Source organism: Arthrobacter psychrolactophilus (assembly GCF_003219795.1).
Lineage (GTDB): Bacteria > Actinomycetota > Actinomycetes > Actinomycetales > Micrococcaceae > Specibacter > Specibacter psychrolactophilus.
Window position 1 is genome coordinate 287602 of sequence record NZ_QJVC01000003.1, and the last position, 15656, is coordinate 303257.

General features: G+C 57.5%; 13 protein-coding genes. 1 reads left to right on the top strand and 12 read right to left on the bottom strand.

The features are described 5' to 3' along the window. Positions 1 to 34: 34 nt before the first annotated feature. From CVS30_RS05710 to CVS30_RS05740, 7 genes are all read right to left on the bottom strand, one after another. Entirely contained in the window at positions 35 to 1117 is a 1083-nt protein-coding gene (locus CVS30_RS05710) for a Gfo/Idh/MocA family protein (protein WP_220033872.1), read from the bottom strand. After that, the gene (locus tag CVS30_RS05715; protein WP_220033873.1) at positions 1114 to 2133 is read right to left on the bottom strand and encodes a Gfo/Idh/MocA family protein; all 1020 of its coding nucleotides are present in this window, start codon (positions 2131 to 2133) and stop codon (positions 1114 to 1116) included. The genes CVS30_RS05710 and CVS30_RS05715 overlap by 4 nt, the downstream gene beginning before the upstream one ends. A gap of 2 nt (positions 2134 to 2135) precedes the next feature. Continuing rightward, the gene (locus CVS30_RS05720) at positions 2136 to 3239 is read right to left on the bottom strand and encodes a Gfo/Idh/MocA family protein (RefSeq protein WP_110484355.1); all 1104 of its coding nucleotides are present in this window, start codon (positions 3237 to 3239) and stop codon (positions 2136 to 2138) included. Positions 3240 to 3288: 49 nt separating this feature from the next. Continuing rightward, positions 3289 to 4344 (bottom strand): oligopeptide/dipeptide ABC transporter ATP-binding protein, encoded by a 1056-nt coding sequence (locus CVS30_RS05725; RefSeq protein ID WP_245934454.1) that lies wholly within the window; start codon positions 4342 to 4344, stop codon positions 3289 to 3291. Then, complete coding sequence (locus CVS30_RS05730) at positions 4341 to 6272, bottom strand: dipeptide/oligopeptide/nickel ABC transporter permease/ATP-binding protein (protein ID WP_245934455.1); 1932 nt, start codon at positions 6270 to 6272, stop codon at positions 4341 to 4343. The genes CVS30_RS05725 and CVS30_RS05730 overlap by 4 nt, the downstream gene beginning before the upstream one ends. Positions 6273 to 6307: 35 nt before the next feature. After that, entirely contained in the window at positions 6308 to 7264 is a 957-nt protein-coding gene (locus tag CVS30_RS05735; protein ID WP_220033874.1) for an ABC transporter permease, read from the bottom strand. 95 nt (positions 7265 to 7359) lie between these two features. Beyond that, positions 7360 to 8985: an ABC transporter substrate-binding protein gene (locus CVS30_RS05740; protein WP_110484358.1), complete on the bottom strand. Its 1626-nt coding sequence runs from the start codon at positions 8983 to 8985 to the stop codon at positions 7360 to 7362. Between the two features lie 260 nt (positions 8986 to 9245). Here CVS30_RS05740 and CVS30_RS05745 point away from each other — a divergent pair, with 260 nt between their 5' ends. Then, positions 9246 to 10025, top strand: coding sequence for a FadR/GntR family transcriptional regulator (locus CVS30_RS05745; protein ID WP_181419696.1), 780 nt, complete (start codon positions 9246 to 9248; stop codon positions 10023 to 10025). Positions 10026 to 10978: 953 nt separating this feature from the next. Here the strand turns inward: CVS30_RS05745 and CVS30_RS05750 are convergent. The 5 genes from CVS30_RS05750 to CVS30_RS05770 form a co-directional block, all read right to left on the bottom strand. Then, positions 10979 to 11233, bottom strand: a complete 255-nt coding sequence (locus tag CVS30_RS05750) for a hypothetical protein (RefSeq protein ID WP_110484360.1) — start codon at positions 11231 to 11233, stop codon at positions 10979 to 10981. A 379-nt stretch (positions 11234 to 11612) separates the two neighbouring features. Next, a complete protein-coding gene (locus tag CVS30_RS05755) occupies positions 11613 to 12773 on the bottom strand; it encodes an acyl-CoA dehydrogenase family protein (protein ID WP_110484361.1) in 1161 nt (386 codons plus the stop codon). A gap of 57 nt (positions 12774 to 12830) precedes the next feature. Beyond that, positions 12831 to 13817 carry a DUF2804 domain-containing protein gene (locus CVS30_RS05760; RefSeq protein ID WP_220033875.1) on the bottom strand — a complete coding sequence of 329 codons (987 nt, stop codon included), beginning with the start codon at positions 13815 to 13817 and terminating at the stop codon, positions 12831 to 12833. Positions 13818 to 13887: 70 nt separating this feature from the next. After that, positions 13888 to 14745 (bottom strand): carbohydrate ABC transporter permease, encoded by an 858-nt coding sequence (locus tag CVS30_RS05765; RefSeq protein ID WP_220033876.1) that lies wholly within the window; start codon positions 14743 to 14745, stop codon positions 13888 to 13890. Beyond that, on the bottom strand, positions 14742 to 15653 hold the full coding sequence (locus CVS30_RS05770) for a carbohydrate ABC transporter permease (RefSeq protein ID WP_220033877.1): 912 nt from the start codon (positions 15651 to 15653) through the stop codon (positions 14742 to 14744). The genes CVS30_RS05765 and CVS30_RS05770 overlap by 4 nt, the downstream gene beginning before the upstream one ends. Positions 15654 to 15656: the final 3 nt, after the last annotated feature.

Here is a 15656-nt window from a genome sequence, read left to right on the forward strand (position 1 = left end):
ATCAAACAAAATGCATCAAGGGGAGAAGGGAACGCTATCGCGCGGTGGAAACTCTGACCGGTTGTCCACTTTTCACAGAGTCATAGGCTGCCTCGATAACGGCAAAGCTCGCCGCCGCATCGTGCAGACCATAGGTGGGGGTCCTTCCTGACTGCAGCTCCTGCACGTATTGCTTAAGCATGATGCGCAGAATAGCTACCGAGCTGGGACCGCCAACGGGCAATGCCGAAATTCCACCCGCAGTGTCATACCGGCTGACTTGGGGTTTGTCATCGTCAGAACTGGCATTGCCGTGCGAGCCGAGTATCCTGATGCTCGACGAGACCGGGCCTAGCCCCGGAGCTGCCGGAACCCTGCCCACCGTAACGGTGGCTGTGACGGCATTCTCTAGGAGAAGAGAGACTATGGCGCAATCCTCCACCCCATTTTCTTCGTGCAGCTGACTGAACAAGGTAGACGCTTCGCAGTGGACCTCCACTACTTCCAGTCCCGTCAGGAAGCGGATGTAGTCCACGGGATACAGCAGGAAATTCAACAGCTCCCCTCCCCCGGACAGAGATGGATCGACTACCAGCTCGGGCCGCTCCACGGAGGTAGCAAAATGTGCGCCGCTGGCAAACCATTCGACATCTACATGCAGGGGAAGCCCCATGGTGCCGGCGTCGACCCAGCGCCGCAGGCGTTGCACGGCAGGAGATTGCAGCCTGTTGATCACACTAAGGGTGCCTACTGCCGTAGCCTCAGCTTTGGCCAGTTGGGCAATGTCAGCTCTGTTGACACCAATGGGCTTGTCAACCAGAACATGCAGTCCTGCCGCCAAGGCACGGGCTGCCAGCTCAGCATGCCTCGTAGGCTCACTGCAAACGACGACTGCGTCTACAGTGTTCGCATCAAGCAGAGGCACCAAGGAATCAAAATAGGCGATCCCGACAGCCGCTGCAGCCTTGGCACTGTCGCCCTTCATCCATGCGGGCGAAACGCTGTCCTCGGCTACCCCGACAAGTTCGACGTCGGCCATCTCAGCCAGGATTTCAGCGTACGGCACCGCGTGGCGGATCCCCGAGAGGAAGCCAATCCTGAGTTTGGGTTTCCGGACAGTGGCAGATTCTGCGTTCACAGCATGGCCCCTTTCGCGTGGATAGAAGGAAGAGAGAGTTCAATGGCCCGCCCGGTCTCCAAAGATTGCTGAGCAGCCAGTCCGGTGGCCAGGGTGGCTCTGACTTCGGCCGTCTTAACGATGGGTGCGGCGCGGCCTTGAATCAGGTCAACCCAATGACTCAATTGAGCCGTCATGGCACCTTCAATGGAGCTTGGTGCCGGCCGGGCGCCGTCGCTGGTCAGTCCCGGATCATCCTCGGTGGTGTGCGCCAAGGTGCCCTCCGAGCCGGCGACCACAATCCGCCGCAACATATCAGCGTGCTTGCGCAACGAATAGGAGATCTCCAGCAGAGCCAGCGAACCGTCGTCGAACTTCACTGTTAATTGGAAGCTGTCATGCACAGGCATCTGCGCAGCATAGCTGGGAAAGGATCGAGCGAAAACCCGAACGGGGGTGCGTTGCAGCAACCAGATGGCCAGGTCGATGCAATGGCTGCCATTGTGGACAGGATGCCCTCCAGACTTGGCAGCGTCCAATTGCCAGCCACGCCATCCTCCGGGCCACACATAGCCGGTGTACCAGCTGACGTGGGTGAGCCGGGGAGTCCCGATCTCGCCGCCCTGCAAGGAAGCGGCGATCGTGGCAATGGAGGGTTGAAAGCGGACGGTCTGACCAACCATTAGGCTCAGCTCACGCCCTTCCGTGGCGGCGATCATCGCATCCAGGTCCGGCAGGTTCAATGCTGCGGGCTTTTCAACGTGAACATGTTTCCGGGCCTGCCCGGCGGCAATCGTGAAGCGTGCGTGGTCGGGCGTGGCGTTAGTGATGTCCACAGCTGAGATGGCAGGGTCTCTGAGAACCTTGTCAATGTCGGTGGTGGCGATGGCTCCCGGGTACAGGGCCGCCAGGGACGCGGCTCGTTCCAGATTTGATCCGTACACATAGGCAACCTCTACATCAGGGATCGAGCGCAGTGCCACGAGGTGGTCACGGGCAATGTTGCCGCTGCCAATGATGGCTACTTTGCTGCCCACGGTTATGCACCCACTAACGCACCAGTGGAAGCTGGCGTTCCCTTACTGGATTGTGTTTGGGAAGCTTGCGCCATCGCTTCTACTCCAGCGATGACAGCTGTCGCCGGGGAGTCGATCAAGACACTCTCTTGTCCACGCATTGCGGCGATGACTTCCGCCAACTCACATTCCACAGCCGCCTGCATCCAATACGGGCCGGCGGCCCCGGCCGCGTTGTAGGCCTGTTTCTTTTCTGCGGAGGCCCGAAGTGAATCGTTGGCTCGCTCAGAATCAAAGATGCCCCACTGTTCTGTCACCACGGCGTCGACGTAGCGGCTAACCTTGCCCGTCCTGAAGTCCGCTTCGAGGGCAGCCTCAGTACCGGAAACACGGAATTTCCAGTCTGGGACATGCGCTGAAGTGGACAGCTCGTGGTAGCCCACCGCCCCTGAACCGAATTTCAGCGTGGTCTTATGCACACTATCCTCTATGCGGGAACCCGCCGGACGCGGAGCCCCGGCAATGGTACGGATCTCCACGGGCTCCCCGAAGACCCACGTGAGCAGGTCAAGTTCGTGAATTTCATGGAGCAATTCGCCTCCGCTGCGGGTGCGGTCAAGCTTCCACCAGTCCTCCGAACCCTCAGGGACGTGCACCAGCCTTGAACGGCTGCCATAACCTTCCAGCAAGGTGCCAAGTTTCCCGGATCGGGCTTGATGGAAGAGGCGTTTAATGCCGGGCATGGTTCGTTCCACATGACCCACAAGAAGCTGACCCTCGCTGAGAGCGGCGGCAGCTGTGACAGCGAGCGCATCTTCTGCCGTGATGGCTAGTGGCTTTTCCACAAAGACGCTCTTGCCGGCTTGCAGGAAACCGATGGAGGCGCTGGCATGAGTGTGGTTAGGCGTGGCAATCATGACCAGATCAATGTCGGTGGCGACGGCCAGCTCTGCGGGGTCAACGACGGCGCGGGCCCCTGCACGGGTGGCCAGCTCTTGCGCCGAAGCACTGTCCAGGTCACAGATGGCGACAACGTCGAAGGCATTATTGTCCTTGCACGCCATGGCCAGGGTGTTGCCGAAAAATCCGGAGCCAAGCACAGCAACACGGATGGGGGTGAAACTCATGGATAACCTCTTTGGAAAAGTTGGGGAAAATGACGAAGCGAGTTGGAACCTAGCTGGATAGGGGTGCCCCAGTGGCTCCGTCGCTGTCCATTGGGTGGAAGCATCGCAGGGTATGCAGGGGCTCCTGGCTCAGGACGCGCAGCGGCGGCATCGCTTCGGCACACGCGGAGCTCGCCTTCCAGCACCTAGTACGGAAAGGGCAGCCCGAGGGTGGCCGAACGGCCGAGGGAACAGGACCGTCGAGGCTAATCGGGTTAATCTCATCTAGGATGCTGGGCGTTGCTGAGAACAGTGCCGTCGTGTAAGGGTGGGCCACTCCCTCCGGGGTCAGCGCCGATGGTACCTGCTCCACAATCCGGCCCAGGTACATGGTGGCGATGCGGTCGCTCATGCGTCGCACCGTCTGGATGTCATGGGAAATAAAGATCATGGCCAGATTCATCTCCTTCTGCAATCGAAGGAGGAGATTGAGGATTTGGGCCCGGACTGACACGTCCAAGGCCGACGTGGGTTCATCGGCCACCAGCAACGAGGGGCCCAGCGCCAGCGCCCGGCCGATGGCCACACGTTGACGCTGGCCACCGGATAACTGGGTCGGCAGGGCATCGGCGGCACTTTCTGGCAGGCCCACCAACTCCATGAGTTCGCGCACACGCTGGACGCGCGAGCCGCCGTCGCCAATCCCATGAACATCCAAGGGATCCCGCAGGATCCTCCGGATGGGCATACGTCGATTGAGTGCAGTGGAAGGGTCCTGAAAAATCATGCCAACATTGCGGCCGAATTCTGTGCGACGGTTCGCCGCAGACATCTCCCACAAGGAAGATCCGTTAAAGAAGATCTCTCCCTCGGACGGCTTTTGCAGCCCGACGATAGTTTTGGCCAAGGTCGATTTGCCACAGCCGGATTCGCCGACGATGCCAACAGTCTCGCCAGCAGAAACGCTGAGGCTCGCCCCTGTCAGGGCGAAGACTGTTTCCTTGCCCAAGAGGCTTTGCCCCTTGATCGCATGCCTGACATGGACGTCCTTCAATTCCAGGACGGGCCGTTGCATGGCCGTCGTCATCGATCCCGGCAAGGCTGTCCCAGCTTGTGCCTCACTCATACCAGTGCCTCCGCTTTCAATGATTCAGATAGTCCGATTGCTGGATGATGGCAGGCCACCATGTGGTCTTCCGGTGTTTGGCTGATAGGCGGCTCGACGGCCCTGCACACAGCTGTCGCCATAGGACAACGATCGGCAAAGCGGCACCCCGCCGGGAAGTTTGCCGGGGATGGGACAACTCCCTTGATCTGCGTCAGGTTCTCCTCTCCTGCTTCCAGCGAGAGCACCGCCGAGAGGAGCCCACGAGTGTAGTGGTGAGCCGGTTGTCCGACGACGGCATCGATAGACCCTGCCTCGGCCACCTGCCCGCCATACATGACAACCACTTTGTCGGCAATGTCGGATACCAGTGCCAGGTCGTGAGAGACCAGCACCAGGGCGAAGCCAAGTTCGTCTTTGAGTCGTAATAGCAGCTTCATGACCTGCGCCTGAACCGTGACGTCTAGTGCCGTAGTGGGTTCATCAGCGACGATCAGCTTTGGTTCGCGGGAGAGAGCCATCGCGATGAGCACACGCTGGCGTTGTCCGCCGGAGAGCTCATGCGGGAACGCCTTCAGGGTCCGTTGCGGGTCCAAATTGACCAATTCCAAAAGCTCTTCGCAACTGCGCTTGCCGCCGCGGCGAACAAACTGATTTAGCTGAGCCCGGATGGTCATAGCAGGGTTAAGGGAGGAGAGCGCGTCTTGGTAAATCATCGAGATTCCATGCCCCATGTGGGCGCGGCGTCTACCGTTCGGCATCGTCAGCAAGTTTTGCCCCTGGAAAAGAATAGATCCGCCAATGGTGGCACCTCGCGGTTCCAGGCCCATGATGGCCAGGGACGTCAGGGACTTCCCACAACCAGATTCGCCAATCAGGCCCAACACCTCGCCGGGTCGGACATCGAAACTGATGCCATTAACAACATTGACGCCGTTGTGCCTGTCAGGGAAGGAAATAGTCAGATCCTGCACTTGCAGGACAGGTTCTACAGATGAAAAGTCTTTCAACCGCGCTTTGATACGTGCAGCGGCTATTTCCAAGCCGGGCAGTTCAACAGTGGCCGGGGCTGCCCGATCCTCTTCGACTTCTGCTTGTTCGGCCTTCAGTGCCGTCGTTGCAGCCTTCGCTGCTTTCGCTGTCGGGGCAGCGAGCGCATCCGAGATGCCTTCCGAGAGGACGTTCAAGGACACGACTGTCACGAAGATCAACAGGCCAGGGAAGGTGGTAGCCCACCAGCCGCCGAGCATGAGAAGTTCTTTGCCTTCGGCGATGACACTGCCCCATGAAGCGTAGGGCTGCTGTACGCCAGCACCGATGAAGGATAGAGATGCCTCAAAGACGATGGCGTCGGCCACTAAGACGGTGCAGAAGACCAGGATTGGTGCTGCACAATTTACAGCCACATGACGGGTAATGATGAAGAATTTTTTGGCACCTATGATCTTTTCGGCTGCCACGTAGTCTTCACCGTATTGGTCAAGGACGTTGGCGCGGACGATCCGGGCCACCATAGGGGTATAGAGGAACCCGATGGCTGCAATCAGCACATGCAGGTCCCGGCCGAAGACAGCCACGAGGACTGCGGCAAGGGCAATACCTGGGAACGCCATGATGATGTCCAACACGCGCATAATTACTTCGTCGATGGCCTTGCGGCTAGTAGCTGCGATGGAACCGATCACGGCTCCGGCCACCAAGGCAAGAAGCGTCGCCCCCAGTCCGATGGCCAAGGACCATCGGGCACCGACTGCCAGCCGGGCCATTAGGTCACGTCCCTGGCCGTCAAGCCCCAGCGGATGTTCCCAACTGGGCGCCTTGTTACTGGCAATGGTTTGCAGATTGGGATCAGCGGTAATCAGCATGGGCCCGAAAATTGCGCTCAAGATGACGAGGGCAAGAAGGACGACGGCGATCCGGCCGGATACTGTCAGCCTGCCAAGTTTCATGCCCGGCTTTGAAAGCCGTTTAGTCAATTGTTTCCTCATGCTGTGTGGCTCCTCAGCTTGGGGTTGGCGATCATGGAGAGAATGTCGACGATCAGGTTGATGATCACGAATCCTAAAGCGATGGTAAGGACGGCACCTTGGACGATGGCCGGTTCGTTGTTCTTGACGCCTTCGATCATGATTTGGCCCATACCCGGCAAATTAAACATCTGTTCAATCACGACGGCGCCTCCCATCAGATACCCCACCCGCAGGCCGAGCACATTAAGAGGGTTAATGAGAGCGTTGCGCAGGACGTTACGTCCGACGACAACGACAGGGTGCAGTCCACCGCCGCGAGCGGTCCGAACGTAGTCCCGATCAAGCTCTTCCACCATTGAGGTGCGAATGATGCGGGTCATCTGGGCGGCGATGGGAAATGCCAGTGCCAGTGCCGGCAGAGTCATGCTCTGCAACCAACCAGAAAAGGAATCCCCGGGATTGATGTACCGGCCTGAGGGAAAGATGGGGTTCTCGATGGCCAGCCATTGGACCAGTAGGAGTGCGATCCAAAAGGAAGGCGCGGCGACGCCGAGCAGCGTGATGAAACGAATAAGCTGATCTACCCATCGGTCCCTGTAAATTGCCGAGACGGTACCCAGAACAAGGGCCACTGTTAAGGCGATGAGCAGGCCTAAGAACGTCAATTGGAGCGTGAGCGGCAGGGCCGTGGCAATCATGTCAACGACACTTTCACCAGTGGCTAGGCTCTTACCCAGCTGTCCCTGCAGGACCATTCCCACGAAGACAAAGTATTTAACCAAAAACGGCTTATTCAGTCCGTTTTCCTCGCGGAATTGGTCGAGTTGGTCGGCGGAGACGGGAGCATCAGCAAAAACTGCCACAGCCGGATCGGTCTTTGAAAACTGCATGACCGTGAAGACGAACAGGATGATGCCCAGAACCAGCGGCACCAGTGAGATGACACGTTGTCCGAGCAGTCGTAAAGCCATTACCACTACGGGCTCCTTAGGGAAATGAAAAGTATGGGGTCGCGTGCCGGGGCCTGTCCTACGAGGCCCCGGCGGGTGAACGATGGCGCGAGCAACTACGCCGTGCGGGTGGCTTTGAGAACATTCACGCCAGGAATATCCAGGGCTGCGACGCCCGTGAGCTTCTTCGGGTCCCAGGCGGTGAATAGCTGCATGTGCATGATCGGATAGATCACTGCTTCGTCAGCGATGGTGTCGAGTGCGGCATTTGTCTTGGCTTTGTGGTCCTCCGGACTTTCAGCTTCAATGGCAGCATTGAGCTGAGCCTCCAGTGCCTTGAATTCGGCTGACTGGTCCCACTTGTTCCAGGGGAGGAACGTGTTGGAGTTGGAGTAAAACCAGCGGATGTTCAGGTCGGCGTCGGCGCCAAACTGGTTCGGGTTCCCTGAGAACGTCAGGGCGTCGACTGGATCGCCAGCAGCCACCTTCGAGTTGAATGCCGCAGCTTCCTGAATGTCCAAGGTGGTGGCTACGCCCACAGCTTCCCAGCCCTCCTTGATGGTGTTGACAGCCACCTTGGTCCAGGAGATGTTGGTCGAAAGCAGGGTCACTGACAATCCGCTCACTCCAGCCTCGGCCAGAAGTGCCTTGGCCTTTTCTGGGTTGTAATCGTATTGCGTGGCTGCTTTGTTGTACTCCGGACTTCCGGTGTGCAGGTACGACGTGGCGGTTGTGCCTTTCCCAGCAATGGATACGTCTACGAGCTTTTGGGAGTCGATGGCCATGCGTAGCGCCTGACGGACTCGCTTGTCATCGAACGGAGCCTTGCTGGTGTTGAAGGCTAGGCCCAACAGATTCATGCTGTCGACGCCCTCAACGCTCAAATCCTTCCCTTTGAGCTGGTCAATATTGTCCTGAGGGATGTTATCGGAGATCTGTACGCCGGACACCCCTGAGGTCAGCAGGCCCACCCGAGCGGACGCATCAACGGAGACGTTCCACTGCATGGAGCTGAAGCTCGGCTTCAGAGACCCGTTGTAGCCATCATGCTTTTCAAATGAGGTGAACGAGGTGTCCTGGTGGGCCTTGACCTTGAAGGGCCCAGACCCGACTGCATTCTTACCCTGCTTGAAGAAATCTGCGTCCTGAGCTTCAAAGACGTGTTTGGGCAGGATCTTGACGATGGAGAAGCGCTGCACGGCGGCACTGAAGGGGAACTTCATAGTGATCTTTACTGTGGACTCGTCCACCTTGCTGACTTCTTTGAGCCACGACGCAAAGAATGCATTGGTGAGAACTTTCTTCTCTGTGTTCAGCACCCTAGAGAACGAGTACACAACGTCATCGGCTGTCACCGGCTGCCCATCGTGAAAAGTTGCCCCTTCTCGGAGTTTGACTGTCCACTCGGTCGACTTCAGATCCGTTGGCAGCTCTGCCGCCAAAGCAGCATAAGGAGTTCGCGTGACGGCCTCAGCATCCCAGAGACCTTCGTAGATGTGGTTGTGGGCGGCCATGGCGAATGCCGAACCGGTGTTCAGCGGGTCCCAGCTGCTGTTGTTGTTGTAGCCGATAGCCACATCGATGTGGTCAAGGCCGGCCGCGCCGCCTGCAACTGAGCCGCTGGACTTGGGACCGCCACAGGCAGCCAATCCGGCCGTGAGTGCTGCAGAAGCGCTCACAACACCGGTGTATTTCAAGAAAGCACGGCGGTCGAGTCCACGGAGTTCGTTGTTGTCACGCATACTTTTCCTTCGAATAGAGGAACAGGTTGTCTGAGGTGATTCTCGCCAGAAACTTCATGACGTAGGACCTATCATTGATTAATTTTGTGATCCAAGTCAAGTGATTTCAGAAAATCATTGATTTTCAGGCATTCTCGAGGCAATTATTGGACCTCGTACGTCTGAGGAGTAATAATGAGATGTCAGACAGACGCACTTCGTTGTATGGTGGAAGCGCTTCACCATGTGGTGATTGCGTACATTTTGAGCGAAAGACACATATGAGCACTCATCCAGATGCCGGTGGTTGGGCTGCCCCCGCGGGGGATCGCGAGTCGCTGACGGATCGCCTCAAGCGCTATATTCTTGACAAGCGAATGCTTTCGGGCGATCCTCTACCCAGCGAGACGGACTTGGCAGAGATCCTCAGTGCCAGCCGCTCCAGCGTCAGGGAAGCTCTGCGCACTTTGGCGGCGCTGGACATCATCGAGATCCGCCACGGCCACGGGACCTTTGTAGGCCAGATGTCTTTCGCTGGAACCATTGAAAGCCTGATCTTCAAGGGTCTCCTGAGCAGTCAGGGTGACTTGGAAGTCATTGATGATCTCATCGATCTCCGGGAAGCCTTTGACATCGCGCTGACGGATCACGTCATGGCGGGACTAGCCCAGACTCCCGACCCTGATATCGAAGAGACCTTGGCAGACATGGATTTGCATGCCGCAGCCAACAATGCAGCAGGAGTTGAGTCCGCGGAAAAACGTTTCCACGAACAACTCCTCGGTCATGCCGGCAATAAGCTGGCCACGCAGTTGGGCACTGCTCTCTGGCAGGTTCACACAACGGTGGCCAACACGATTCGCACGCCCAGCCAGGAAGAACTGCTGGCGACGGCCAAGATTCACCGGACTATGTACGTCATGGCACTACATTCTCGCGGTCGCCGATATCAAGCAGCTATCCTCGATCGGTATGAGCCACTTCGTGGGCAAGTCGAGAAACTAACTGGCAATACTGATTCAGCCGGCGGACATCCCACAACCGAACAAACACTCCGGTAGCAGAACGGTAATACTTGCCCTTGAGTCCCCGCTGCTAATTGGCGATTACGAACACTCAGTAATCGCCACTCGTTCAAAATCAGATGACCTTTAAGTGAACTAGCTCGGATAACCACCCATTCTCGGCTCCTCTAGGGAATTGAATTGGCGACTCTGGATATGACCGGCGAAGAGCGGAATTGAGCATTTAGGTCGAATAAAAGCGCGGGCAGGTTCTCATCACTCATGACATGCACAAGTCTCGCCTCATCGCATTCGAACCGATATTGCTTCATGGGATAACCTGACTAAATTGTTCGGTTCCATGAACATGAAAAACTGGCGCCGCAGGTCAGAGCTACGCTCGACGCCCGATATGCCCTATGAATCTTCAACTTTACTCACTAGGTTTGCTGACTAGGGGCAATACAAGTCTGCCAATAGGCCGACTCTACTTGTTTCTCCTTGGCCTGATTGCAACAATGCAAGATACTAAGTTGTGACGGTTCTGCCTTCAAAAGCATGAGTTCCGTATGACGCCGTGGGAACTCCCGTCAGACTGGCGCACGACCTCGATCACCATCACACAAACTTCACATTGCCCTGTCATTTACTCTTGATTCATCACGGACAGCCTGCTCGCCGTCTCATCACGGAACCGACATTGAGGCCCTGACGCGTCTGTTGGCACACCCCGCGTTGATCCCGGTCGTGTTGTGGTCCTCGATCGGATCTGCTGGATGTACGATGTCACCACGAAAAAGACGGCGGCATGACTCCCATGAGGCTTCAATGTCAGGTCAAATTCGGGTGGTGATGTACCGCGTGTCGAGGGGAGCCGGTTGGTCGTTACAGGACAGGGAAATACGAAGAGGAACACAGTCGCTGACTTGTCCTGTGATTGACTCGGGAAGTCTACCCAGGTGAGGCGAGGGTTGAGCTGTTCATCTTCGACCTCATATTCAACGCTCTGATCAGGTGCTCTGCAAACTAGACACGTAGCTGCCGGGATGCCCGGGCCGGGGCGCATCAGTGGTTACGTAGCTCCCGGGGAGAATCACGCGAGGTGTTGCGGTAGTCACATAACTCCCCGGGAGGCCGATGCGGGGCTCACTCGTGGTCACATATGATCCGCCGAGAGCATCGTGGATCTCCATCAATTCCTCGCCGCCTACCTCGTCGTTGGTGGATAGGCGGGCACGGTTCTGGTGGTTCAAGGTGCTGTTCATAACTACTCCTACTTGTTTGATTGTGGGCGCAAATCATCGCGCCATGTGGGTGGCTTGTTCAACAGCGTGCGGGGCGCCGTGGGATTGCGGGCTGCGCGGTCAGCAGGTTGACCGGTGACATCTGCTGCCTCGGAGAGCCGTCTGGCATCCGGAGCGGACTTCCCAGGACATTATTCTTACGATCTCGACGGCAAACCATTCATGTTCGCCGATGTCAGGCAGGGGCTTTCACTGATCACTTAGTGTTCGACGTGCTTGCCGTCCAGGTGGACCATGTGGAGGCAGCTGTCCCCCACCGGGGTGGTGTAGAGCGCCGGCGGAGACGCCGAACCACCCCATCCAACAACCAAACGCTCCGGTCCGTCGTCACATTCGTGTACTACCGGAAGGCTGGGATTCCGGTGAGCTTGCTGCCGAGAATGAGGGTGTGCACCTCATCAGTGCCCTCATAGGTGCGCACGGATTCTAGGTTGTTCGCGTGGCGCAGCGGCGAGTAGTCCAGGGTGATGCCGTTGCCGCCAAGGATGGTGCGGGATTCCCGGCAAATCTCGATGGCCTCGCGGCAGTTGTTCAATTTTCCAACAGAAATCTGCTCTGGCCGCAGTTTGCCGGCGTCCTTCATGCGCCCCAGATGGAGGGCGAGCAGGAAGCCTTTGTTGATTTCCAAGGCCATGTTGACGAGTTTCTGCTGGGTGAGTTGGTATCCGGCCAGTGGCTTGTCGAACTGCAATCGGGTGCCCGAGTAGTCCAGGGCAGCCTCGAAAGCGTCCCGGGCCGCCCCCATGGCTCCCCAGATGATGCCGTACCGTGCCTCATTCAAGCAGGAAAAGGGGCCCTTGAGTCCGGAAACGTTGGGCAGCGCTGCCGTTGACGGCAGGCGAACGTCAACAAGTTCCACGTCGCACTGAATGGAGGCACGCATGGACAGCTTCGGCTCTATGGGTGTGGCCGTAAATCCCGGAGTCGCGGTCGGCACCACAAAACCGCGCACACCCTCATCGGTCTGGGCCCAGATAATGGCCACGTGGGCCACCGAGGCCAGGCCAATCCACCGTTTGCTGCCGTTGAGTACCCAGTCTCCTTTGTCTCGGCGGGCGAAAGTCGTCATGCTGCCCGGGTCCGAGCCCGCGCTCGGTTCGGTCAATCCGAAGCACCCAATCGCGTCACCGGCAGCCATGGCCGGCAGCCATTCCTGCTTCTGTTCCTGTGATCCGTGCTTGTAGATGGCGCTCATGGCCAGGGATCCTTGCACCGAGACGAACGTCCGCAGCCCGGAGTCCCCCGCTTCCAACTCCGCGGCGGCCAGACCATATTCCACGGCGGAACGGCCGGCGCAACCGTAACCTTTCAGGTGCATGCCGAGCAGGCCGAGCTTGGCCATTTCCGGGATGATTTCCAACGGAAAAACGGCCCTTTCATACCATCCGGCAATATTTGGCTTGATCTCACTGTCCACGAATGACCGGACAGAATCGCGCAGTCTACGCTCTTCCGAGGAGAGCAGGGAATCAAAATCAATGAGGTCGCTGGGGTCAGACACTTTGGGTCCTTTCGAGGTGATGGTCAGGTTTCTCTTGGAACTAGGCGAACGACGCCGTTACCACTTGCGTTTGACTTCCTCGGCCCAACCAAAGATGGAAGCCACCCTGATTTTCTCTCCTGCTTCCGAGGTGATTTCACCGTCAAAATAGCCAAAGCATTGGTGTTCCTCGCTCAGCACGATTACCTTGTTGAAATTTGAATACCTGTCGTAGATCGGTGTGAACGTCAGGTCCACCCGGCTGCCCGTGATGCGCCACGGCTTCATCCAGTCGTTGATGTCATAGATCCACGTCAATTCCTCGCTGATCTTTTGAATTTCACCATCGATGCGGAGCGAATTTTCTGTGGACGGTGTCCCTTCGGTCCACTTCCCACCAAATTGCAGACCGATCTCACGCCCATCGGTCCGGCCGCTTCCAGAGGCCCAATTCCACACAATCGAGTAGGGCCAACGGCCCCGCCCATGATCCAAGGTGGCATATGAATCGGCGGCGTCAACCGGGTATTCAACGCCGTCGGCAATTGTCGTCCCGGACACGGGCAGGCAGTTGTCCTTGCGCGTGTATTGAAAGACTTTGTCGCTCCACGGCACCAAAACGCCCATGGACTGGTGATTCGGCGGAACCACCACATCCAGGTCGACCGTCAACCGCTCTGAATCCATGCGCAATTTCACGCCACCGTCGTAGGGGGTCATGCTGATCTGGATTTCTTTCCCGGTCCCGATGATGGGTTCGTTCGCCATCCCCTTGAGCGTCTTTGAGCCGTTTTTGAGCCACTGAATTTCCGCCAGCGGTATGGCCTTCAGTGTCTTCTTGTCCAAGAAGAACCCGGCGTTGGTCACCTTGTAATCTGTGTCGGAAACGTTCAGCGCCACCACGTGGGTGGGTGTTGAAATGCACCAGTATTCAAAGCGCTTGTTACGGCCCCAACCACGCAGGTTGGCCTGGTGCATGGGTGTCCGGCTCCAACCAACTGCTTCTGGATTCAGGCGACCATTGGGCAGGCACATCTGAACCTGGCTGGTAATTTCACGTTCCATGGATACGGGTTCTCCTCTTGGGGCCATGTGGCCGGATGATCAAACGGTGACGCAGTCTAGGTGGGCGGGGTCAGCCCTTGGTTGCACCTTCGGCCAGGCCGTTAATCAGGTGCTTTTGGACCATCAGGGCAAAGATAACCACGGGAATGACGGTCAATGTACCCACGGCAGTCAAGGCTCCCCACATGGCACCATTTTCCGTATCCGCCGCCATGCCGGCGATCGCTACTGGAATAGTTGCCGCATTTCGGTTGGTCAGGATGAGCGCAAACAGCAGCTCTTCCCATGCAAGGATGATGCTAAAGATCAACGTCGAAACAATTCCGGGCATGGAAATCGGGACGATAATCCGGAAGAACGTTGCGAGCCTTGACGCGCCATCCAGCATCGCCGATTCCTCCAGCTCCTTCGGCAGGGCAGCGAAGAAGGACCGCATCAGCCACATGACGTAGGGAATCAGGAAGGTACAGTAGGCGAGAATAAGCGTTATGTGCATATCCGTGATGCCCAGGTTTCGAGCCACAAGGAACATCGGCACGGCCAAGGCGATGGGCGGTACTCCACGCGATGCCAGAATCAGCACACCGATGGTCGCTCCACCTTTGATGTTAAGTCGGGAGAGTGCGTAGCCAGCCATGGTCCCCAGGGTCAGGGACAGCACGCCGGCACCGATAGCAACGATCACCGTGTTGAGCATTCGTCGACCAATGTCGGCTTGCTGCATGTAGCTGGTGTAGTTGTCCATGGTAAACGTGGAGAAGATCTTCGGCGGAGTGGTAAAGATATCCGTCGGCAACTTGAACGACGTCGAAATCATCCAGAGCACTGGAAGCAGGAAACCCAGGCAGATGGCCACACCGGCAATGATGCGAAACCACCGGCCCGCGTCTATTTTTCTTTTGCGAAGTGTCAAGGTCGAGGTGCTCAAAACCTGTCCTCCAGTTTCTTGGTTGTGCGGAGGAAGATCATCGTCATGATCATGGTGAGAACAAGAACGATCACCGCCATTGCGGATGATTCGGCGAATTTAAGTGAACGAAACGCCTCCTCATAGATGTACAGGTTGACCACATTTGTCGATTGGCCCGGCCCTCCCCTAGTGGCGGCGAGCGCAATGTCGAACATCTTTACGGCGCCAAGCCAGCGAACGACGAAGACTGCGCCGATGGCACTGGCCAGCATGGGCAGGCTGACGTGGATGAGGGTGTGCCACCAGCGTGCACCGTCCACGGCTGCGGCCTCGAAAACATCCTTCGGGAGTGCCAGCATGGCGGCCGAGGCAATGAGGACGATGAACGGGGTCCAGCGCCACGTGTCGATCAAGACGATGCTGATCATGGCAAGGTTCGGATCCCCCAGCCAGTTCAGCGGGCCAATGCCAGCGAAGCCCAACACATAGTTGACGATTCCCCAGAGTGGATCGAGCAGCATTTTCCATACTCCACCGGCGACAACCGGGGCCACCACCATGGGGATGAGGAAGAGTGCGCGAACCAGTCCACGCCATTTCCATTCCACATTGAGCAGATAGGCGATGCCAAAGCCGAGCACCATCTGCAAGGGAAGAGCTAGAACCAGGTAGATGCCGGTGACCTTCAAGGAGTTCAGGAACCCCGGATCCGTAATGGCGTCTTTGTAGTTATCCCAACCGACCCACCCCTTGGGTGCGAACGTCGCCAGATTCAGCTCGGAAAAGCTGATCTGAATCGTGTAGAAGATGGGGTAAGCCAGCAGTGCCAGCAACAGCAGGGTTGTTGGCCCAAGAAAGGTCCACTTGCTGAACAGATCGTTGGCCTTCAGCCTGGCCCGCGATGGCTGAGAATAGCCGCCTTTCACCGA

What these genes read in the sequence shown, in the direction of transcription:
- CVS30_RS05745 (WP_181419696.1), top strand. Translation starts at nt 9,246, where the DNA reads ATGAGCACTCATCCAGATGCCGGTGGTTGGGCTGCCCCCGCGGGGGAT.
- CVS30_RS05750 (WP_110484360.1), bottom strand. Translation starts at nt 11,233, where the DNA reads ATGAACAGCACCTTGAACCACCAGAACCGTGCCCGCCTATCCACCAAC.
- CVS30_RS05725 (WP_245934454.1), bottom strand. Translation starts at nt 4,344, where the DNA reads ATGAGTGAGGCACAAGCTGGGACAGCCTTGCCGGGATCGATGACGACG.
- CVS30_RS05760 (WP_220033875.1), bottom strand. Translation starts at nt 13,817, where the DNA reads ATGGAACGTGAAATTACCAGCCAGGTTCAGATGTGCCTGCCCAATGGT.
- CVS30_RS05730 (WP_245934455.1), bottom strand. Translation starts at nt 6,272, where the DNA reads ATGAAACTTGGCAGGCTGACAGTATCCGGCCGGATCGCCGTCGTCCTT.
- CVS30_RS05735 (WP_220033874.1), bottom strand. Translation starts at nt 7,264, where the DNA reads ATGGCTTTACGACTGCTCGGACAACGTGTCATCTCACTGGTGCCGCTG.
- CVS30_RS05720 (WP_110484355.1), bottom strand. Translation starts at nt 3,239, where the DNA reads ATGAGTTTCACCCCCATCCGTGTTGCTGTGCTTGGCTCCGGATTTTTC.
- CVS30_RS05740 (WP_110484358.1), bottom strand. Translation starts at nt 8,985, where the DNA reads ATGCGTGACAACAACGAACTCCGTGGACTCGACCGCCGTGCTTTCTTG.